Genomic DNA, 22,757 nt, shown 5'->3' with positions numbered 1-22,757 from the left:
CATCCTGACTTTGTTTGAGTACAGAGCAAAAAAACGCCCCCTGAATGGAGGCGTTATTAAGCGGAATTAACCTTGGTTGCGACAGCTTGGAAGCTAGTCGACTAAATCTGCTTCTTCTAGCGCTTCCTGTGCTACATCACTGTTTTTTGGCGTATTGCCAAAGCCACGTAAACCAACCACATGCACGTGCTCATGGTCTTTGAACACCTTACGCACCAGTTTATAGGTTGTGCCTTTTTCTGGGCTGATGTTCTCAGGTGCCGCGATCAGCAATTGCATGTCTAATCGGTCACACAGTTCAAAGAGCGTTGAAATAGACTTAGCATCCAGTCGTGCCGCTTCATCCAGGAACAACAAGCGACAAGGAACAATGTCTTTGCTGCGCAAGCGGCGTGACTCCTCTTCCCAGCTTTGAACCACCATAAGAAGAATCGACTGACCCGTACCAATCGCCTCACCAGTAGACAACGCACCGGACTCTGCCTGCAACCAACCGTCTGAGCCTCGGTTGACTTCCACACTCAACTCTAAGTAGTTACGGTAATCGAGTAACTCTTCACCGAGCACTTGAGGAGAACGCTGACCCATATCGATATGTGGGTTCACGCGCTGGAACAATTTCGCCATCGCTTCGGAGAAGGTAAAGCGGTTGCTCTCAAACAGATCTTTGTGCTGTTCTTGCTGAGTGGCTAACCCGTTTAGAAGTACCTCATGGCTCTCGCGCACGTTGACATTCAAGCGAACCCCTTTCACCTGACCAAACGAGATATTGGACAAGCCTTGGTTCAACATTCGAATGCGGTTTTGCTCTCGCTGAATGGTCTTCTTGATGATTGCCGCAACAGACTCAGAACTGATTGCCAGACGGTTTTCACGTTGAGTGAGCTCTTCCGTTAAGCGAGCCAGTTCCACTTCCATCTCTTCGATTGCTTCAACCGGGTCATCAGTACGAATGATGTCCTGACGGATACGTTCACGCAGGTGCTGATACACCGCGATGTAGAAAAGAACCTTCTTCTCTGGGCGAGCATTGTCTTCCGACGCTCGAAGTGCATCACGCAGATCTTCGTTGTCTGCTACCGCTAAACGCAGCGCACCCAATGACTTATCCGACATAGAGCGTAGTTCATCAGCCGTCATGTAAGCCAGTTCACGACGATGTAAACGACGCTCAACATCATTTTCACGCGCCAGACGAAGTACTGAACACCAGCCAGCTTTCGCAGCCACCACAAAGGTACGAAGTTCAATATATTCCTTTTGAACCTTCTTCAGTCGTTTCGCCAGAGCTTTCATTTCCAGCTCAGTAGAGGTAATAGTACGCTCAAACTCGCTCTTACGGTTGCGAGAAGCGTGCAAACGCTCTTGCAATTCATCGCGGCGGTTGCGAGCACGCTCTTCGGCACCCACATCGGCATTCACACCAAACTCTTGAAGTTCAGCGCGGAATTCTTGCATGGTTTCTGTTTTCGCCTGATGCGAACTCTTGAGTGACGCCAGCACCTGGTTGTATTGGCTAAGTTGCTGCTGAGCTTGCTTAGACGATTCACGATGACGAGTACGCGCGCGTTCGGCTTCCACCAACTTAGATTTCAGCTGTTCACTCAGTTCACTGCTCTTGTTCAGCAATTCAACTGAATCGGAGTAGCCGAAGTGATGACGGCGTTCGACCAGATCAGCCAGTGCAAAGATCGTGGTTTTCAGCGCTTGTAGCTCTGCATCTGCTGCATCGTATTCGGCTTTCAGAGCATCAAACTGCTCTGGATCTGCCTCCAGCGCGTTCGCTACTTTTTCAAGCTGCTCGGCTGCTTTGCCATGCATGCTTTGGAAGTGTTTCGCTTCACTTAAGTGTGACAGCTTTTCTTCCAGTTCCTGATGGCGATCCGCCAGTGTTTCGTCTTCAACAACGCCCATCATTGGCGCGAGTTTATCCAGTAACGACAACGCCTGCTTGGAAGCACTCAATTGACTGCGTTGCTGCTGTTCACGGCTTTCTAGGTCAGACAACTGACGCGCAATCTGATTGCGCTGATCTCGAGCCACTTGCAGTGCTTGCTCTGGGTCGGATTCAAACGCGACAGAGATGTGCTTCGCGACGAATTCGTTGAAACCTTGGTATAGGCGCTGAAGCTTTTGCGAATCGAACGCAGCTTTGGCGTGATTCTCTACCACTTCATCGCGCTCTTCACGGAGCAACGACAGACGTTGTTCGCGCGCAGCACGACCAAACAAAGGGATCTCTGGGAATCGGGAATAACGCAACTGACGATCATTCAGTTGCACGCATACCGCACCTTCAAGTTCATCGGCATTGATGGAGCTGTCATCAAACGCATCCACATCACCTTCTATGATGTAAAGATCTTCAGGGCAATCATCCAATTCCACCAGTTTTTCTTTAATGCCCGACAAGTCAGACACGACAATTGCGTGACGAGCAGGACCGTACATCGCACTGAAATAAGGCGCATCATCAATGGTAATGTCGTCATAAATCTCAGAAAGCAGTACACCACCTAAGGTGTCCGCCAGACCTTTGAGACGAGGGTCGTTGGAACCACCCGGTGATGCCAAGCGTTCAATCTCTTGATCCAATTGGGTACGGCGCTCATTCAGCTTGTCTTTTGCCATTGACTGCGCTTTTTCACGCTCAAGGACTTGCTGCATTTCCGACATAACCGCCTGGCTGTCGTATAAATCAGCTTCTGATTGCTCTTTCAGTTTCTCAAGCGCATCATTTGCAGCAATCCATGTAGGTGCAATGGCTTCGTACTTCTTGATTTCCGCATCAGCGTCTTGCTCTTTACGGCGTAATTCACTGCGTTGCTCGCGAAGCACTTCTTGGTCGTGTTCAACCGATTCTACCGTTGCGCTATGACGTTCACGCTCTTGTTCCAGAGTGACTTCGCCATCCAAAGCAACATTGTGCTGCTTGTGATATTCGTCAACACTCAGTTTTGCTACACGCTGCTGGTTAAGGCTGCGTTCTAAATCGCGATACTGTGCTTGCCATTGCGCTTCGTTTTGAAGCAGATGCTGATTGTCGCGCGCTTTTTGCAAACTCGCTTTTGCCACGTCTGCGGCTTGCGTACGTTCAACATCACCCGCAATGCTTTTCACCAATTTGTATGCCAAATCAAACTGTTCTGCCGCCGCAGATGACATATCCAATTTGTGCTTAACAGAAAGAAGTGCTGTGGTTTTGTCTTGTTCAGACTGCTTCAACTCGCTCAACAGTGTTGCCGCGTTGTCAGCAGTTAACCCTTCAAAGCTTGCGAGCTCACGCGCTTTGTCTAACGCTTTTACCGCCTGCTGGTATTGCAGAGCGCGGGTTTGTTGAACGTCCAGCGCTTGTTGGTAATCCGCTAACTGCGTTTTCAAGCTATCCACTTCTTCTTCAGAAATGTGTGCCTGCTCTTCCGCTTCGCTCAAACGCTCCTGCGCTTCTTCCACGACCATGATTTGCTCTTCAAGGCGCTCGCTGAGCTCCTCCAAGTCTTCTTGGTAGCGTTCAATCTTTTCTTGCTGGCGCAGTGCATTCTGCACGAGTTGAAGATGGTCAGACGCCGCTTGGTGATCTTGTTCCAGACCGCTTTCTTGCTCGACGAGCATTTCCAGCTCTTCTTGCACGCGGTTAAGAAGATTATTGTGTTCAATCAGCTTCTCGCGAGAGCCAAACAACTCCGCACGAAATGACATGGTGGACTCAAGCTTATTGCGGCGGTCGTTAGCGTGGCGCATGTAGTCTGCGGCAACGTAGTTAGTCGATTCGGTGATCAAGTGCTTGAACAAGTCACGATCGGCTTGAGTTGTTTTGATCGCTTCTAGCGTCATGCGGTTTTCGCGAAGTGCCGACTCCATGTCTTGGAAGGCTTTTTTCACCCCACCATTTTGCGGCAATAGGTAGTCACGCAATGAGCGAGTGATGGCACTGGAAATACCGCCATACAACGATGCTTCGATCAAACGGTAGAATTTAGAGCGGTCGCCACTGTTACGCAATTTCTTCGGCAACACACCGAATTCAAACATTTGTGAATGGTATTCAACCACAGAAGAAAACGCTTTGAACTGGACACCTTCGTGTGCCAGAGCGGTTTCTTTCACTTCATTAATTTGGCGAACGCGAGCGTGCTTGTCGGAAACCGACTCAATGAGAATGTCGGTAGGTTTGACATAACTTGGTAAGCCTTGAATCACGAATGGCTTGATGTCGACTTTTTTATCGCGACCCGCTACTTGCTGTAGCTTAACGGCGAACAACAAACGTTGATTACGTGAGTTCACCACGTCAAGCACGGAGTAACAGGCACCTGGCTGAAGCTTACCGTATAACCCTTTGTCACGAGAGGCTTGCGAACTGCCGGCTTCGGTTGTATTTCGGAAGTGAAGCAAGCTTTGGTCTGGAATAAGTGCAGTGATGAATGCCGCCATGGTGGTCGACTTACCGGCACCGTTACCCCCAGATAAGGTTGTAACAAGCTCATCAATATCAAAGGTACGGGCAAAGAAACCGTTCCAGTTGATCATGCTTAGTGATTGATATTTACCTCTTTCAATCATGCTTCACCTTCTAATTCTTGTTGTTCTTCTTCAGGTTCTTCTAGCAAGCTGACCTGGCTAGGCTCTTGTTGGTGCACTACGGCTTCACCATCACGGATCAAACGCAGTTGTGCTTCGCGAATGTCGTCGCCAACTCGCACATCTGCACCGAAGCGGAATACGGCTTCACTGATTCGGAATTTACCGTTTTCTCCAATTGGGATAATCATCCCTAGGCGGCGCAACCGACGCAGTGATGTACGAACTTTTTCAAACAGTTTTTCTTTGTCCAGGTCCGAACCCGTCGCACGGTTGGTAACCAGCTTCATCAGCTTTTTCTCATCAGCGAGGGAAATCAGCTCGTCATAAAGCTCTTGATTGGTGAAGATGCCTTCGTGTGCCAAACGCTCTGGGCTGAGATAAAGGAAGCACAACACTTTCCCCACCAGCATGTCGAGTTCAGACAAGACGCTTCGACCGATCAAAGATGTGGAACGTGGGCGAAGGTAGAAAAAGCCTTCCGGCGCTTTCACCAGTTCGGTGTTGTAACGTTGGTAAAACAACGCCAACTCGGTTTCAAAATCGCTTAGTAAAGCGTGGTTATCCAAGTCCTCAGAGGAGATATGGCGCCCAGCACGCAGTGCGCTGTCTAAAGCAGGAAATAGCGGGTTAGAAATCGCTTTTGCCAGTTTCTCTGGCATATATTCTTCAGTATTTATCGATGACATTTGCTTGTACCTTCGCACCAAAATCGTTAATTGCCTGCCAGTCTGGCTGAATCGCTTGATAATCGGATTCGGAATAACCTAAGCGCACGGCTTGGTCGACAACGATTCTGGCTAAATCAAAGTGATGAGTCTGCGGGTGAGTAGACAGGTAGTCTTTCAGTACGATACCGAGATCAATCGGTGCCCCCTGCTCTTTGTGAACTCGAAGCATGTCACTGATGCGCTCCGATAACTCATCGTTCACTTGTTCAAATTCTTCGTATTCCACGTCCAATGGCACTTGCCCCATGACTTCATCGTCACGCAGCACAAGCGCTTCATCACGCATGTCTCGAAGCCTTTCGGCATCGGCGTAAGTCAGCATCCATGGTGCATCAAAGTACTCATTGACGGATTGACGCAGCCTTTGGCTAAAGGCGCGATTTTTATCCATATCAATGGCTGTACGGATGAATTTGTGCACGTGGCGGTCATAACCAATCCACAGGTCGATGGCTTGCTGACCCCAACTGATGATGCGGTCTAATTTCATCTGAAGACCGAAAAGCGCTTCCTCGACGAATTCCAGTTCGTCTTGCCCGTACACCAGTTCCTGAATATCAAGAAGCTGAGTCTGCATCTCGTCACCTGCCGCTTGCAGGGTGTCTTGCAGCTCTTTCAGGGTGTCGGACGTTTCACTCAACAAGGCTTCACAACTGTTGATGGCATCGCGCCAGTCTTGGTTTAGCAGTTCAGCAATCTGGTCTTTCACCGATTGCTGTTGTTCGTCCATTACGCGCTGGTTTAGGTCAATTTGGTCAAAGATCTCCCCTACGGAGTACTTAAGCACTCCGTATACGTTTTTCTTCCAGTGACCCGGCGTTCCGCCTTCTTTGGCAGCGGCAATGGCTTTTTCCATTTCATCCGCCACCATAGACAGCTGAATGGACAGCCGAAGCTTAGAAAATTCACGATGGCGTACGTAGTAGTCCGTAATTCCCACCGCTAAAGGTGACAAGCGATAAATACTCGCTCCCTCAGTCATTTCACTTGTAAAACGGCTTAGCAACTTTTGTTTAACCATTTCATTAATGGCGTTGTTCGCTCGAAATGCTGAGGCTTCCCCCGTGTCTTCAAATAAGCGGGTGACAATCGAGAACGCGTCGTGCAATTCTCCTTCACCCAGCTCTTCATCAAATCTCTCGTTACTTAAAACGGCTAACGCAATTAGAAAAGCCAGACGTTCAGTAGACAAGTTCAATGAGAAATCGTGTTGTTTTACCCAGCCAACCAATTCATCGATTGGTTGCTCTACAACATCTAGAGTTACATTACTCATTGTTCATCCTGTTATTGTGCCTTTCTTTTCGCCCATACGTGGATGTAGCGTCCTAAAGAAAGGTAAGGCTCCTGACGACACAGTTGTCTTTCAAGTGCCAGTACATCTTCAAATTGATAATCGCCCATGTACTCCATATTACCTATGTAGTCGTGGAAGGAGCGAATACCCGATTTACCACATATTTCAAATCCGGCGTCTTCTATCCACTGATAGACCTCTTCCGGCTTCAAACCTTTTTGAGGCTGAAGTTTAAAGCGTTTTCTGTGCGGCATTCCTTCTAAAATGTGAGGAATATTGCCGCAAATCACGTTTTTTAACACCAAACCATGGTGGTTGTAGAACATGATAGAGCCAATTCCACCCGGTTTGATTTGTTCAAGCACTTTTTCAAGCGCTGTTTTTGGGTCTCCTAACCACTCCATGACCGCATGGAAAAGCACCATATCAACTTTCTCTGTGAGGTGCTGTTCAATTTCTTGAACTGGAGAGTGAACTAGCTGATATTGGGAAAGCAAACCGTGTTTTTCAATGTCTGCCCTAGCCAGTTTTAGCATTTCAGAAGATAGATCACAGAGTGTGACATCGTGTCCGCGTTGGGCAATTTTTTGCGACATTTGCCCAAGACCACCGCCTGCATCAAGGATTTTTAATCGGCGGCTTTCATCATTGAGCTCACTTAATGCTACAATTAAATCTTCCCAAACAATGGTTTGACGTATATCACCTTTCTCGGATCCGTAGATATTTTTTGCGAATTTGTGGGCAATATCGTCGAAATTACGATCTTCTGTCACTGTGGCTTAGGTTATTATGGCTATTCGTGCCGCTTATTCTGTCACAGGATAAGAAGTAATAAAGGCTTCATCGCCTTTTTCATAATCAAGTGATGATTTTTCGGGCTATTTAAGTATGTTTGAGCTGAAAAAAGTGTTTTCTGCGCTGCTGATGCCGCTCCCAGGCTTTTTGATAATTGGGGTGGTAGGGTTATTGTTGGTCATGTTCACGTTGAAACGCGGTACAGGCTGTTTTCTTATTTTCTTATCTTTTGCTGGTATTTTTCTCTCCTCTTTCCAACCTGTTGCCAGCAGTTTACTGATGCCCATGGAGCGCCAACACAAAGGATTTTTACCCGTTGAAGGAACCATTGATTATGTCATGGTATTGGGAAGCGGACATGTTGTTGATGATGATATTCCTCCAACTTCAGAATTGAGCCGTACGGCATTAATGAGGCTTTCAGAGGGTATTCGTATTTTACGCATGTACCCCGGAGCGAAGCTCATTTTATCTGGCTATGCTGGTGGGTCTGAAATCAGCAATGCACGTATGATGGCTAAGGTCGCACTCGCTCTTGGCGTTGCCAAGCCCGATATTATCTTACTGGAAACAGCAAAAGACACTTGGGAAGAAGCCAGACAAGCCTCGGTATTCGTTAATAATAAGAAGCTCGTTCTGGTGACATCTGCCAGCCATATGACGCGAGCATTGCGTGAATTTCATGATGCAGGTATGGACCCCACCCCTGCCCCAACCAATTTCCTAGCTTCCAACGGTGCGATGTTGCCTTGGAACAAATACCGACCACAAGCTAAGTACCTAGAATGGACCGAAACCTATTGGCATGAGCGTTTAGGGCTTTGGTGGCAAACCCTTCGTGATTTTGCAACCAACTCAAATGCTCAGTTAAACGAAGCATCCTAAGTGCTTTGAAATTATGAAATTAAAAAACCGAGGCTTTAACCTCGGTTTTTTTGTTTATCATATTGAACGTTCGAACTTAGTCCCCAGCAAACATGTAACCTTCTCCGTGAACCGTCACAAAGATTTGTGGGTTCTTCGGGTCGAATTCCATTTTGGCTCTCATTCTTCTGATCAGAACATCTATCGTACGATCATTTGGTGCATCAACTCGATGACTGATCATATTCAAAATACGTTCACGACTTAACACCTTGTTAGGATGAGAAGACAAAGCAACCAGTAATTCATACTCTGCTTTAGTGAGTTTTACAGGCTCACCATTTTTGCTCAACGCCCGACGTTGAATGTCGAATGTCCATTCACCAAATCGAATGAGCTGACCAGATTCTTCTTTCTGATCGGCTCGTGCTGGTACATGTCGCGCTGCAGAAATTCTCCACAATAGGTTCTTCACTCGAACCAACAGCTCGCGTAATTCAAAAGGTTTTGTCACATAATCATCAGCACCCATTTCGAGCCCAACGATTTTATCAATGCTATCCGTGCGTCCTGTGACGAGAATGATCCCTATATCAGATTGGCTACGTAGTTCACGAGTTAGCATCAGCCCGTCTTCACCTGGTAGGTTGATGTCCAGCATGACCAAATCAACCGAGTTTTCTGTCAGTGCAGAACGCATTTGTTCTCCACTTTCAGCTTCACTCACCTGATAGCCTTCATTCTGGAAATATCCCACCAATTTACTTCGGGTAACCACATCGTCTTCTACGACTAATACGTGATAGCTCATTTACACCACTTTCTTTTGTATTTATAAGGTTTAATTTGTTCGTCGTTATAATTGAAAAAAAGACAAACTCGCCACAGTTTATTTGCGACTCTTTATATTCTATTCACAAATCGTTACATTTCTAGCGAATTCACTAAAATCGAGTTAATTTCCTAACTTTTATTGATTCAAAACAACCTATCCGTTCCTGTTAACAATCCTCTATTTCCTTTCATTTTTCGCCATTCTTTGGAATAGTTCTGTTCATTTTTATCCGTTAAAATTGCGTCATCTATTTCGTCCGGAGTGTTAACGCCATGCAAGAAACCAAATTATTCAATGAGAAGCGAGCGGAAATATATTGGTGGCTATCGAGTTTATTTGCTCGTGAGATGAGTGATGAAGAACTTGCGAAATATCAAACTGCTGAAATTCGGGGTTTTATTGGTGGCTTGGCAGAAAACAGTGCGCTCAACTCAGCAGCTACACGCTTGATCGAAGCGTTGAATAAACTGCAAGACCGCGAAGATGCAAGGCTGGAGCTTGCGGCTGATTTTTGTGGGTTGTTCCTGACCACCGATAAGCACGCGGCACTGCCCTACGCATCCATTTACCACTCAGGTCTGTTAAATGGCGAACCAACCAGACAGATGGAAGCGCTATTGCTTGAAAAAAACATCGCGATGATGGAAGGGTTCAAAGAGCCTGCCGATCACCTTGCAATTCAATTAGATTTCCTAGGTAATTTGATTGTTAAATCAAACGAAATTCTCAATGAAGAAGCGCTTGAAAAAGCACTGTTGGAACAGAAAGATTTTATTGAAACACATCTTATGACATGGCTGCCACAGTTTAATGAAAACTGTCAAAAGTATGATGACTTTGGTTTCTATGCCTCTGTTTCTCAGCTTTTAATAGACTTCATCCGATTGGACTGCGATTACATAGCTGGAGAATAGGTATACCAAAGCCACTGCGAGATATTTGGTGATAATACATGAGATATAAACCTAGTTGCTTAATTCGAATTCGTTATCTTCATAAATGTGACACTTGGTATAAATTTTTACGAATCCGTCCATTGTCTAATGCCGAATTAAAGACTAAGATCGTGATCGCAAACGATAAAATATGAAATCGCTGAAATGTTTAACCTAAGCCGCTGTTTTAATAGCGGTTTTTGTGTTTTTAGCCGAATTTAAATAATACAATTAAAATCCGCCCGCTGAATTTTGATTTTACCTCTCAGCCAGGCTCTACAGGATATTTGTTTTATGGCCACAATTAAAGATGTCGCACGACTAGCCGGAGTATCGACTACAACGGTATCCCACGTTATTAACAAAACTCGCTTTGTCGCTGAAGCCACACAAGAAAAAGTAAAAAAAGCAGTCGATGAACTGAACTACGCACCAAGTGCAGTAGCGCGAAGCCTAAAATGCAATACCACACGAACGATAGGAATGTTGGTTACACAATCAAGCAACCCGTTTTTTGCCGAGGTTGTTGATGGTGTAGAAAGCTACTGTTACCGACAAGGCTACACACTCATTTTATGTAACACTGGTGGTATCTACGAAAAGCAACGCGACTACATCCGTATGCTGGCAGAAAAACGCGTCGATGGCATCTTAGTCATGTGTTCTGATCTGACTGAAGATCTTCGCGAAATGCTGGATGCACATGCCTCTATTCCTAAGGTCATCATGGACTGGGGTCCTGAAAGTTCTCAGGCTGATAAGATTATTGATAACTCCGAAGAAGGGGGCTATCTGGCAACCAAGTATTTGCTCGAAAATGGTCACACTGACATTGCTTGTTTAACTGGTCACGAAGAAAAGGTGGCGTGTATCGAGCGTGTTGAAGGTTACAAACGCGCACTGAATGAATTTGGCGTGGAGTTCAACCAAGAACGAATTCTTGTGGGTAACTTTGAGTGTGACACAGCCGTTATCGCAGCAGACAAGATCCTAGCAATGGACAAACGCCCAACTGCTGTGTTCTGTTTTAACGACCTTATGGCACTAGGTGTGATTAGCCGTTTGCAGGAGAATGGTTTGCGTGTTCCTGATGACATATCAATCATCGGTTACGACAACATTGAACTGTCTGGGTATTTCTCCCCTCCCCTGACTACCGTTCACCAGCCAAAACGTCGTGTCGGGAAAACCGCATTTGAAATCTTACTTCAGCGAATCAAAGACAAAGAGCATGATAAGAGAATCTTCGAAATGCATCCGGAGATCATAGAGCGAAGTTCTGTTAAAAAGTTAAATTGATTTAGTTAATTCTAATAAAGCCTGGTTATAATCCAGGCTTTTTGCGTTTTTGGTCAAATAAGAAACAATATTTATATCTATGCATTTATTTTTTGGATTAAGATCACACTAGAGGCATCTCGATGTGATTCTTGTTCAATTTTTTCTCTATGATTTTACTGTCACGCACAGGGCAAACCATTTGAAAAAGTGGGACGCAAAGCTTCCGGCCTAAATGGATGTATAAAAAATCCAAATGGTAGCGGGGTTGCCGATGGCAAATATGCATACTTCTTTTCCAGAGTTAACCGAACTCTGACATCTGGCTGCATCACTTTGCTATTTTTTCTCGGACCTGAACTTAGTAGTGGCATAACTTCTTTAGCCGAGACAGTACAGCATGGATAAACCAATACTTAAAAACTCATTGAAGCTATTTGAACCATTAGGGACGATTAAATCACGTTCAATGTTTGGTGGTTTTGGCATTTTTGCCGACGACACTATGTTCGCCTTAGTAGTTCAAAACACGTTACATATCAGAGCTGACTCAAAAAGTGCTCAAAAGTTCGAGCAACAAGGTCTAAAGCCTTACGTTTACAAAAAGCGTGGATTCCCGGTCGTCACCAAGTATTTTGCCCTCCCAGAAATCAGCTGGGAAAATACTGACGACATCATCGAAAAAGCATCGCAAGCACTCAAAGTTGCGAGAACTGAAAAGCAGAAGCAAGCCGAGACTAAACCCACTCGCCTTAAAGATCTGCCAAACCTGCGTTTGGGCACTGAACGAATGCTTAAAAAAGCAGGTATATCCTCTGTTCAAGAATTGCAGGATTATGGTTCAGTAGAAGCTTATAAAGCCATCAAGCAAACACATTCTAGTGATGTGGGGCTTGAGCTTCTATGGGCACTTGAAGGTGCTATCAAAGGAACTCATTGGTCTGTCATTCCTCAAGACAGGCGAGATGAATTGATGAAGCGTCTGAGCTAAGTAACCTTTGTAAAAAAGCCTCCTCTCGGAGGCTTTTTTATTGCTGCAATTCACAGTTTGGTGCAGAGCAACAAACCACACTCTCTAGACTCCTGTCATACTTAATATAACTCCAGGTCATTCGACCAAACCAAATAGGAATCATTATGAAGTTGTACTCTGCCTCGCTGCCTACAGAAGCCCACATTGTTTGCGAATTGCTAAAAGCGCAAGGGGTAGATGTGGAAGTACGAGGAGAAGGTTTGTTTGGTCTACAGGGTGAGTTGCCTTTTGGTTCCGATACAGAACCCTATATCTGGTTATTAAACGAATACCAGTACGACAAGGCAAAAACCATAGTCGATGCTTATCTAAACCAATCGGAGAACAGAGAGCAGCCCAACTGGTGCTGCCCTGAGTGTGATGAGTGGATTGAAGCGCAGTTTGGTGCCTGCTGGAAGTGCGGCTATCAGGTCAGCGAGAATGTTGACGAATAAACTCTATCGACTCTTCGTTAAAAATGTCCGGCTTTTCTACGTTACACACATGCCCACAATCTGGGATTTCAATCAGTGCGCTCTGCTTATGTACTTTGACCATCTCTTTGACCGGTCTTAAGAACATATAGTCTTTGTCACCCATCAGATAAAGAGTCGGAATAGGAAGCTCCTTCTCACGGAAATACTTCATCAGTGGGTTAACGTCTGCCGACAAGGTATACCAACGCTTAAATTCTTTCTGGCACAACTTCTTAGCTTCGCGGACAAACAGGTGCCGAGATTCTTTCTGGTTTCGTTGAGGCATTACGATATAGGCAAACAAGCTGTATAACCACATATACGGGATGATATGCTTGCTCCAGTCCCCTACCTTCACCAACACCTGAGAACGGATGTCAAAACGCGTTACAGCGCCTCCCATCACCATGGTAGACACTCTTTCTGATGCCATTTCAGCAAGATTTCGGACAATGATGGTGCCCAATGACATTCCGACAAAATGCGCGGACTGAATCTTAAGATGATCCAATACCTGAAGAATATCCTGACAGATATCTTTGAAGGTATAGCTCTTTTTCATCAACCCCTGAAACAGGTTATTGGACTTGCCATGACCTCTCAAGTCGATGAGTAATAGGTTGAAATGCTGCTTGTATGCCTTGATTTGCTTGAACCAAATCGAAGAACTGCCACCAGCACCATGAACAAAAACCACCCATTCAGAGCTGGTTGGGTGGGTATATACCTTATGAAATAACAATGAGTTAGACATCGCTTAACAATATTTTTGAAACTTTCTTATTTTATTATCTAAAAGCTTACCACACTCTGAACAAATATGTGGTTTAAGCAGTATTCATCAAGCTTCATCAATCATGATTTGTTATGTGAACAAATGAAAGTATAGTAATTTTATAGACTTAAGATAAGAAAAAGCCTCCCGTAAGGAGGCTTAACGTTATTTTGACTTTTTTAATGAAGTAAGGCTGCCTGATACATATTGACGTATTCTTTGGCGGATGCGTCCCAACTAAACTCGGTATTCATTGCATTGAGCTGTACTCTGAGCATCTCTTCAGGTTGCTGAAGATAGAATATGAGTGCCCGCTGCATTGCTATGAGTAAGGCTTCCGGTGTAGGCTCCAAAAAACCAAACCCGGTTGCGCTGACCCTATCGGTATCATAGTCCGTTACCGTGTCTTTCAGTCCCCCGACCTCTCGAACGATTGGCAACGTACCATAAGCCATACTGTAGATCTGATTCAGACCACAAGCTTCAAATTCAGAAGGCATAAGGAAGAAATCTGCCCCAGCCTCCACCAAGTGCGCCAGGCGATTATTGTATGCTTCAATAAACGCGAGTTTGTTGGGGAAGCGACGAGCTATCTCATGCAACTTGGCTGCAACCTGTGGCTCTCCCGTTCCAACAATCACTACTTGAGCATCATTCAGCAGAAACTGTTCAAGTATTGGCAGCAGATAGTGAAAACCTTTCTGATGTGTCAAACGGCAAACCATTCCAAAAACAGGAAGATTCTGATTTACAGGAAGCCCCACTTCATTTTGAAGCTGGCGTTTGTTGAGCTGTTTTCCTTCAGCAATGCTAGAGGCACTAGCCTCGTAGTGATACTCCAGATATCTGTCAGTTCTTGGATCCCATTCACTGTAATCACAGCCATTCAGTATTCCGTATAGGTCGGCACTGCGATGAACAAAGTCATCCACCATCCCATGAGAACCCAGGGCAGTCATGAGCTCCGCTGCATAATTAGGGCTAACCGCATTCACCTTATCGGCATATGCCACACCGGCTCTAAGCATGCTGATGTGATCTTGTCCGTACTGGATGTTTTCCAAACCAGACAGGTTAAGTTCCGGAATAATTTCCAAGTCGTGGTAGGAGTAAATCCCTTTAAAAATCGCGTTATGAACCGTTAAAACGCTTCGAATAGATTGAAAGCGTTCATCGTGTTCGTAACGGGTTTTTAGAAGAAAAGGCACAAGCCCTGTATGCCAGTCATTGGCATGGACAATATCTGGTTTTATGCCTAGCTTGGGCAGCATATCAAGGCACGCAGAAGCAAAGAATCCAAAACGCTCACCGTTATCAGGGTATGCCTGATTCGACTCAGCGTACAGTTCACTTCTATCAAAATACTGATGACATTCAACCGCAAAAACGGGAACCCCATCCAGATCTAACTTCTTAACCTGATATTTAACATGAGGCCAGAAATCAAGCTCTGTAGTCAGTACCACCTCTGCCTCTTCCCGCCCTGGCAACGTCCGATACCCTGGAATGGCGATAGATACATCGTGTCCCAATGTTTGCAGAGCTTTAGGCAGCGCTTTTGCTACATCGGCTAAACCGCCGCTTTTTACCAAACCTTCCGCTTCAGAAACCGTAAACCAGATATTCATGTGATCCATCTTAGAACCCAACTTTTGTTCCTTTCTTGATGACGACAATGCCTTCCGGTGAGACATGAAAACGTTGAGAATCCAATTCTAAGTCTTCACCAATGACGGTTCCCGGTGCAATCTCGACATCTTTATCAATAATGGTTCGGCGTATTTTACAGCCCGCACCAATTTTTACATCACCTAACAGAATCGATTCGCTGATAACGGAGCCGCTGGCAACGTTGCTTCGATATCCTAACACCGATTTATGGATAGATGACCCCTGAATGTAGCTGCCCCCCGACACTAAGCTGTCATTCACCCGAACTCGGCAGTCGTCGTTACTATCGACAAAAGTTGCGGGTGGTAATGGCGGGTAGTAGGTATGAAGCGGCCAACTACGGTTGTAGAGAGAGAACTCCGGATCTTTGTCCAGCAAATCCATATGTGCCGCCCAGTAAGAATCAATAGTTCCGACATCACGCCAATAAGCGGTGGCACGCTCACCGTTAATTTTGTTGGTTGAGAAATCATAAACGTAAACCTCACCCGCCGGGAACATTTTTGGAATGATGTCTTTGCCAAAATCATGGCTTGAAGAACCATTATCGGCATCTTCGCGTAGTTCTTTTCCTAGAGCATCGGCTTCAAAAATGTAATTCCCCATAGAGACCAGCGCTTCATCTGGGCTACCCGGGATAGGTTTAGGGTTTTCCGGCTTTTCTTGGAAACCAATCATCTTCCCGTTTTTATCCACTTCAATCACGCCAAATTGCGATGCTTCTTTAAGTGGCATACGAAGAGCAGAAACCGTAAGCTTCGCTTCCATTCGCTTGTGGAAATCCAACATTTGTCGGATGTCCATTTTGTAGATGTGATCCGAGCCAAAGATGCACACCTGATCTGGCTGCGCAAGCTCTATAAAGCGAATGTTCTGATAGATGGCGTCTGCTGTTCCTTCGTACCAGCGTTTTCCGTCGCGCATTTGCGCAGGAATCGGGTCGATAAACCTGTCAGTAATCCCCGACAAGTTCCAGCCTTTTTTCATGTGAAGGTAAAGGGATTGCGACTTAAACTGCGTGAGAACGTAAATTCTCATTAAGTCTGCATTTACGAAATTATTCAGAGCGAAGTCTATCAGACGATAACTTCCTCCAAATGGCACCGAGGGTTTACTGCGTGATTCTGTCAGAGGTCTTAATCTGGAGCCCTCTCCCCCCGCCAAAATCATTCCTAATACACCAGCCATTATATATCTCCATATCTTATAGTTTTCAATCCGAACAATCAGAGAGAACCTCAAATCGTCGCGGCATACGTCCATGTGCTGAGACAGCATGCAGCCATATGCCAAGACGACATTGCATCGCTAGCTTGAAAGCACAAAACAACATTTTGGGTGATCTCCGAAGAGATAACTGTCGCTCACATGGTGAGCCTGATCTGATAAAGCTAAGAGAATGGAATTTTGTTGATAAATTTCTCATCCCACCAAGCAAATCAAGCGAAAATACTGATATTGTTCATTTTTTTATAATTGCGCACATCTATACTTATACTTTATGGAATGCGCTTTATGAGCTCATTTTTAACTGATTGCATATGCAATTACAATCATTATTTTGCGATCCGTAACAACAAATGTGCAATCAACAGCAAACGTTTGCGCGTTGTAACCTAATCGTTAACTAATTGTTTTTAGCTGGTGCATCCTTGCACAACTTTTGTGCAAGCAATTCTCGAAAAGATATGGCATCTATGGGTGGACTGAAATAATAACCCTGGCTAAATTCGCACCTTTTCGCTTCAAGATATTCATATTGACTTAAGGTTTCGATACCTTCTGCAACCACGCTTAAACCCATGTTATGTGCGATAGAAATGATCGCATCCAGCAAGACAGTGGGTTCTCTAGGTTCATCAATTCTTGCTACAAAAGATCGATCGATCTTCAACTTAGTTAATGGCAATTCATTCAGGTAGCTGAGGCTTGAATATCCTGTTCCAAAATCATCTAGTGCAATTTTTATTCCCAGAGCTTTCAGTTCTCCTATTTTTGCAATGACGTCAGTATAACTTGCTAATAATGACGTTTCGGTGACTTCCAATGTGAGGTATTGGGGAGGTAGGTCGTAACGCTGAAGAATGTTCTTAATATTGGCGACAAAATTTACATCATTAATCTGTAGAGCCGACAGGTTGACGGCGATATCTCGAATCTCTAGCCCTTCGTCAACCCAGGCTTTGAGCTGTGATACTGCCTGATCCAGTACCCAGTTTCCGATCTGAAGGATTAGCCCTGAATCTTCAGCCACAGGAATAAAATGTGAAGGTGGAATCAGTCCTTTCTGCGGATGGTTCCACCTTACCAAGGCTTCTGCGGATTCGATGGTCTGTGTTTCAGTATTCAGGATAGGCTGAAATACCAAAGCAAATTCATTGTTTGAAATCGCACGTCTTAGTTCACTCTCAGTTTCAAACTGAGCGCTGCCAATTTCAGACATCGAAGGTTGATAAAAATTAATGGTGCGATTTTTCTCTTTCTTACCAAAGAAGATGGCAAGGTCGGCAAAACGAATCAGTTCCGAAGGGGATTCGAGCGGGCGGTCTGACAGCGCAACACCACAATTTAACTGAGTGGAGTAACTGCTGGTACCAAGCAATATGGGCTGCGCGATATCGGTGATCACTTCCTCTAGCCTTTTTGCGACCCGCTCTTCATCGATATAAGGAAGCACATAAATGAACTCATTCCCTCCCCACCTCGCGAAGCTTTCGTCTCGCTGTATTTTGCCACTGACGCGTTCTGAGAGCTCGACCAGCAGCATGTCGCCATATTCGTGCCCATAGTGATCATTAACAAGCTTAAAGCCTTTGATGTCTAACAGAGCTACGGCAAATTCCACCTTTTTAGACTGCCGATCGGAAATCAGCTGAAGCGCGGAATATCGGTTGGGTAAGCCAGTCAGGCTGTCGTAGCGAGCGTGATATTCAATCTCTCGCTGGTATTCTGCCTGCTGAGTTACATTCTCAAACAAGCCTAAAATACTCGATAGATCACCTGAGTCGTCGTATATGGCTGAAAAACACCAACGAAGCACTTTTTCGCTTCCCATTTCATCCCGATACCCAACCTCTATCCGTTTACTGCTGTCTTTGCCGTTTTGGTACAGCTTAAGAAACGGCTCTATCGACCATAAGTGACGCTTAAGCTGAACCGGTAGCTGAGCGATCTGTCGCCCCTCCACCTCATTTTGGTTCATCTGAAAAATTTGTTCGCACAGCGTAGACCAGCGCTGGATTCGTAAATGAGTATCCCACTCCACCACTCCAAATGGCGAGTTATCCAATAAGCTATTGATGCGGTTGTATGCCTGACTGAGGTTGGATTCCTGCTCCATTAAGCGGTTTTTGAGTGCATCCTGCTCTTTCAGAACGTTATCAAATTGCTCACAGAATCCCGACAGTTCATCGAGTGTTGCAGAGCTGCCAGATGTGCAGTCATTCACGTACTGGCGGCTTCGACGTAGCAATTCAAAGGTTGGCTTAAGCACTGTGTTGGAGAACCCCCACCAGATAATGGCGATAGCCAGCAGATAGCCAAAGAGCAAAAATAGAATATTGCCTGCTAAGTTTTCGATCACAATAGTGAAATAGCTTCGGGTCGAAAGTGAGATAACAATTTGAGGAGATGTGGTCACATTTGGCAGTAACGAACGTTGTTTCTCAATTCGTAGCGAGTCGTCGCTAACCACTTGTGAAGGGAGTAGTCCATTAGTTGCCAATACTACCTGACGGCTATCCAGTAAGTTAATGGACGCCTTATAAGGGATATTCATTTGCGAAAGCTTGGTTTGCCACCAGTCAAAAGACAACTCTCCTGCTATTGCCGAACGGCTGCCTTTGTGAAACAACCCAAGCGGATAAGCAACTTGCAGAAAAGGTTTATGAGTTTTTTGATCAGTTAACACTTCGCCTACAGACAGCTTCTGATTCATTATGGCTTGCTGAACATAAATCTGATTGACTATCACTTGCGCATTTTCATGTAACTCAGTCGCCTGACAAATTTGTCCTGAAGTTGGAGAAGTAATGATCAGGTTGGAAAAGTAAGGGCTGAGCTGTAACCAGTGGCGCAGTGCATCCTGACAGTCCACTTGGTTTGTCATTAACGTTTCGTATGAGTAGCTGATGGTATTTAAGAAACGTTCCGACTCCGCGAGCGTCAGAGCCTGTTCGCGCACCAGTTGCTCTGCCACACCCGATGCCCAGCGAGCAGCTGCAGATTTTTCCTGCAGGAACTGCCACCATGAATTCGCGGCAATCAGCACGACAGCAGGAAACAGACCTATTGCTGTGATCAGCAATAATCTCGCTTTAAGCCTCAACCGCTCCCTCCTATCCAACTGACGTTTAACACCGGCAAATGGAATTACATCTCGGGATTATTTTAAGTTTTGAAAATGAGAGTTTTTCGCATATGCCATGCTATTAATAAGTGTTAGCGAGGATAATACTTTCGTCAAACATGATAAGAAAAAGGCAGCCTATTGGCTGCCTTATCACTATTAGTATCAGTAAATTACGATTTTGGTTTCTTACGCTTATCTGTAATTTCCCACTTTCCATCGATGTAAAGACCTGTCCAGCCGGAAGGTTTGCCATCAATTTCTGAGCGAACATAGTTTTCTTTAGACTTACGGCTAAAGCGCACTACTGTTGGTCGACCATCTGGATCGTGAGTCGGAGCTTCCGTCAGGTACTGGAACTTTGGAGAGATACGATCTTTAAATCGAACCAGCTCTTCCACCAAAGGTGCTCTGGTTTCACGAGATTTCGGGAAGTTACTGGCAGCCATAAACAGACCAGATGCACCGTCGCGCAACACGAAGTAAGCATCTGAGTTCTCACATGGCAGCTCTGGGAAGTGAACCGGATCTTCTTTAGGTGGCGCAACCTCACCATTTTTCAGAATCTTACGCGTGTTCTTACAGTCTTCCTGAGTGCAGTCCATGTATTTACCGAAGCGACCATTCTTCAGCACCATATCGGCACCACACTTGTCACATTCAACGACGGGACCGTCGTAACCTTTCACTTTGAATTCACCGTGTTCAACGATGTATCCGTCACAGTTCGGGTTATTACCACAAACATGCATTTTACGCTTGTCATCGATCAGATACGCATCCATTGCTGTTCCACAGCTAGGACAACGTTTCTTGGCACGCAGGGCTGCTGTTTCAACGTCTTCTTCCAGAACATTGATGATGCCTTCTTCATCGCCCAAGTTGATTGTGGTTTTACAACGCTCTTTCGGCGGCAGTGCATAACCAGAACAGCCAAGGAACACACCAGTGGAAGCAGTACGGATTCCCATCGGGCGAGAACACGTTGGGCATTCAATGTCGGTCAGAACGATGTGATTTGGCTTCATACCACCCAAATCTTCTTCCAACTCTGCTTTTTCCAGATCACCGGTAAAATCGCTAAAGAAGTTGTCCAGAACACCTTTCCAGTTCGCATCGCCTTCTGCAATCTGGTCAAGCTTCTCTTCCATGCGAGCGGTGAAGTCGTAGTTCATCAGATCGTTGAAACTGTCGTCTAAACGGTCTGTAACGATTTCACCCATTTTTTCGGCATAGAAACGACGCTGATCGACTTTCACATAGCCACGATCTTGAATGGTCGAAATGATAGAAGCGTAAGTCGAAGGACGACCAATGCCACGCTTTTCAAGTTCTTTAACCAATGCCGCTTCAGTAAAGCGCGCTGGCGGCTTAGTGAAGTGCTGCTTTGGATCAAGAGCAACCAGATCAAGTACGTCACCAATCTGAACCGCAGGAAGAATCTGATCTTCATTCTTACCCATTGGGCGTTGAACACGAGTCCAACCGTCAAACTTAAGGATTCGACCTTTGGCTTTCAGTGTGTATTCAGCTGCTTTCACGCTTAACGTTGTGGAGTCATACTGAGCTGGCGTCATCTGACAGGCAACAAACTGATTCCAGATTAACTGGTAAAGCTTGTGTGCGTCCTTCTCCATGCCCTGAAGATCGGCTTCGGTGACTTCAACACTAGAAGGACGAATCGCTTCGTGCGCTTCCTGAGCCCCTTCTTTGCTGCCATACACAACTGGCTTAGCAGGTAGGTACTTGTCGCCGAATTCAGACGTGATAAAGCCACGAACGGCATCAACAGCTTCCGCACTCAAGTTGGTTGAGTCGGTACGCATATAAGTGATGTAACCCGCCTCATACAAGCGCTGAGCAAGCATCATGGTCTTCTTAACACCATACCCTAGACGTGTACTTGCAGCCTGTTGAAGGGTAGAAGTGATGTAAGGTGCAGACGGCTTACTCTTGGTTGGGCGGTCTTCGCGCTTACAAACTTCGTATTTCGCTTTTTCCAAATCCGAAACCGCTGACAGTGCCTGAGTTTCGTTAACCGGTTTAAAGGCTTCGCCATCTTTTTGCGCTACCTGCAAACGGAAATCGGTTTTATCTGCCGTTTTGGTATCAGCGTGGATGTCCCAAAACTCTTCTGGGATAAATGCGTTAATTTCGCGTTCGCGTTCTACCAGCAGTTTTACCGCAACAGACTGAACTCGACCCGCAGATAAGCCACGAGCAACTTTCTTCCACAACAGTGGAGAAACCATAAAGCCCACAACACGGTCCATAAAACGGCGTGCTTGCTGAGCATTGACTCCATCCAGATTCAATTCACCCGGAGTTTCGAATGCCTGCTGAATGGCGTTTTTGGTAATTTCGTTGAAAACAACACGTTTATAGCGTTCTTCATCGCCACCGATGATCTCACGAAGGTGCCACGCAATGGCTTCTCCCTCGCGGTCCAAATCGGTTGCGAGATAAACGTGGTCTGCGTCTTTCGCTAATTTTTGCAGTTCAGAGACCACTTTTTCTTTACCAGGAAGAATTTGATAGTTCGCTTCCCAATCTTGATATGGGTTGATCCCCATTTTCTTGATCAGTGCTTTACGATCTTTTTCTTTCTTGATACGAGCTTTCTCTTCGGCGCTCATACCTTTTGTCGACACTGCTGCTGCTTTTTTAGTGCCAGTACTTTGGCCAGCGGTAGGAAGATCACGTACGTGTCCTACACTCGACTTAACTATATAGTCTTTACCAAGGTATTTATTAATGGTCTTTGCCTTGGCAGGTGACTCCACTATTACGAGAGATTTACCCATATCTGACTCAAACGTCCTCAAATTCGATTGCATGCATTTAGCGCACACCATTCTGATTCATTGCTTCTTTTTTTACTATTGTGCGAGTTTATAAGAAGGTCAACCAGTTTTTTACATTTCAATTCTGAGTGGTCGACAAGTGGTCGATCTGTAAAATGGCGTTGAATACGGCCACATCTCTCTTAAGATACGTAGCTCAGGCTAAATTTGCGCACATAGTAATCATGCACGTTGCCATACACTAGAGAAAATGACGGATTTCTGTATTGGCTCACAAAAAAGAGACGATTTCATATTGGATTATTGTTGGGAATCTGGCTGCCTGTCTTAATTAATCCTGTATTGAGGCAGC

The 22,757-nt window shown here is 45.4% G+C and carries 15 protein-coding genes and 1 riboswitch; of the genes, 5 read left to right on the top strand and 10 right to left on the bottom strand.

Annotation, left to right across the window (positions count from 1 at the left end; translation table 11 throughout):
* Nucleotides 1–93: 93 nt before the first annotated feature.
* From mukB to cmoM, 4 genes are read right to left on the bottom strand one after another with little or no spacing between them, the layout of a single operon-like run.
* Nucleotides 94–4,563 (bottom strand): chromosome partition protein MukB, encoded by a 4,470-nt coding sequence (mukB, locus tag QMG91_RS06790; protein WP_045961224.1) that lies wholly within the window; start codon nucleotides 4,561–4,563, stop codon nucleotides 94–96.
* Entirely contained in the window at nucleotides 4,560–5,270 is a 711-nt protein-coding gene (gene mukE, locus QMG91_RS06785) for a chromosome partition protein MukE (protein ID WP_004400943.1), read from the bottom strand. Before mukE ends, mukB begins: the two co-directional genes overlap by 4 nt.
* Entirely contained in the window at nucleotides 5,251–6,588 is a 1,338-nt protein-coding gene (gene mukF / locus QMG91_RS06780; protein ID WP_022551006.1) for a chromosome partition protein MukF, read from the bottom strand. The genes mukE and mukF overlap by 20 nt, the downstream gene beginning before the upstream one ends.
* Nucleotides 6,589–6,599: 11 nt before the next feature.
* Nucleotides 6,600–7,385, bottom strand: coding sequence for a tRNA uridine 5-oxyacetic acid(34) methyltransferase CmoM (cmoM, locus tag QMG91_RS06775; protein ID WP_022610568.1), 786 nt, complete (start codon nucleotides 7,383–7,385; stop codon nucleotides 6,600–6,602).
* A gap of 115 nt (nucleotides 7,386–7,500) precedes the next feature.
* Here cmoM and elyC point away from each other — a divergent pair, with 115 nt between their 5' ends.
* Nucleotides 7,501–8,292, top strand: a complete 792-nt coding sequence (gene elyC, locus QMG91_RS06770; RefSeq protein WP_022551008.1) for an envelope biogenesis factor ElyC — start codon at nucleotides 7,501–7,503, stop codon at nucleotides 8,290–8,292.
* A gap of 76 nt (nucleotides 8,293–8,368) precedes the next feature.
* On the opposite strand, the gene torR is transcribed toward elyC, so the two are convergent.
* Nucleotides 8,369–9,082: a two-component system response regulator TorR gene (torR, locus tag QMG91_RS06765; protein ID WP_022551009.1), complete on the bottom strand. Its 714-nt coding sequence runs from the start codon at nucleotides 9,080–9,082 to the stop codon at nucleotides 8,369–8,371.
* A gap of 296 nt (nucleotides 9,083–9,378) precedes the next feature.
* Here torR and torD point away from each other — a divergent pair, with 296 nt between their 5' ends.
* The 4 genes from torD to QMG91_RS06745 all read left to right on the top strand — a co-directional run bounded on the left by torD (nucleotide 9,379) and on the right by QMG91_RS06745 (nucleotide 12,786).
* Complete coding sequence (gene torD, locus QMG91_RS06760; protein ID WP_281829859.1) at nucleotides 9,379–10,020, top strand: molecular chaperone TorD; 642 nt, start codon at nucleotides 9,379–9,381, stop codon at nucleotides 10,018–10,020.
* Nucleotides 10,021–10,335: 315 nt separating this feature from the next.
* The gene (purR, locus tag QMG91_RS06755) at nucleotides 10,336–11,340 is read left to right on the top strand and encodes an HTH-type transcriptional repressor PurR (protein WP_004400957.1); all 1,005 of its coding nucleotides are present in this window, start codon (nucleotides 10,336–10,338) and stop codon (nucleotides 11,338–11,340) included.
* 161 nt (nucleotides 11,341–11,501) lie between these two features.
* A riboswitch (cyclic di-GMP riboswitch) is annotated at nucleotides 11,502–11,595 on the top strand.
* A 124-nt stretch (nucleotides 11,596–11,719) separates the two neighbouring features.
* Nucleotides 11,720–12,310 carry a TfoX/Sxy family DNA transformation protein gene (locus tag QMG91_RS06750; protein ID WP_022551011.1) on the top strand — a complete coding sequence of 197 codons (591 nt, stop codon included), beginning with the start codon at nucleotides 11,720–11,722 and terminating at the stop codon, nucleotides 12,308–12,310.
* 146 nt (nucleotides 12,311–12,456) lie between these two features.
* The gene (locus QMG91_RS06745; protein ID WP_045961228.1) at nucleotides 12,457–12,786 is read left to right on the top strand and encodes a putative signal transducing protein; all 330 of its coding nucleotides are present in this window, start codon (nucleotides 12,457–12,459) and stop codon (nucleotides 12,784–12,786) included.
* Here QMG91_RS06745 and QMG91_RS06740 read toward each other — a convergent pair.
* The 5 genes from QMG91_RS06740 to topA all read right to left on the bottom strand — a co-directional run bounded on the left by QMG91_RS06740 (nucleotide 12,764) and on the right by topA (nucleotide 22,405).
* Entirely contained in the window at nucleotides 12,764–13,561 is a 798-nt protein-coding gene (locus QMG91_RS06740) for an alpha/beta fold hydrolase (RefSeq protein WP_004406541.1), read from the bottom strand. The genes QMG91_RS06745 and QMG91_RS06740 overlap by 23 nt on opposite strands.
* A 200-nt stretch (nucleotides 13,562–13,761) precedes the next feature.
* Complete coding sequence (gene glgA / locus QMG91_RS06735) at nucleotides 13,762–15,219, bottom strand: glycogen synthase GlgA (RefSeq protein WP_281829855.1); 1,458 nt, start codon at nucleotides 15,217–15,219, stop codon at nucleotides 13,762–13,764.
* Between the two features lies 1 nt (nucleotide 15,220).
* The gene (glgC, locus tag QMG91_RS06730; RefSeq protein WP_022551014.1) at nucleotides 15,221–16,441 is read right to left on the bottom strand and encodes a glucose-1-phosphate adenylyltransferase; all 1,221 of its coding nucleotides are present in this window, start codon (nucleotides 16,439–16,441) and stop codon (nucleotides 15,221–15,223) included.
* Between the two features lie 439 nt (nucleotides 16,442–16,880).
* On the bottom strand, nucleotides 16,881–19,580 hold the full coding sequence (locus QMG91_RS06725) for an EAL domain-containing protein (RefSeq protein ID WP_281829853.1): 2,700 nt from the start codon (nucleotides 19,578–19,580) through the stop codon (nucleotides 16,881–16,883).
* Nucleotides 19,581–19,774: 194 nt separating this feature from the next.
* Nucleotides 19,775–22,405, bottom strand: coding sequence for a type I DNA topoisomerase (gene topA, locus QMG91_RS06720; protein WP_022592886.1), 2,631 nt, complete (start codon nucleotides 22,403–22,405; stop codon nucleotides 19,775–19,777).
* Between the last annotated feature and the right edge of the window lie 352 nt (nucleotides 22,406–22,757).

This window comes from Vibrio nigripulchritudo, assembly GCF_027924785.1.
Taxonomy (GTDB): domain Bacteria; phylum Pseudomonadota; class Gammaproteobacteria; order Enterobacterales; family Vibrionaceae; genus Vibrio; species Vibrio nigripulchritudo.
This window is presented reverse-complemented; position numbering and strand designations above follow the sequence as displayed.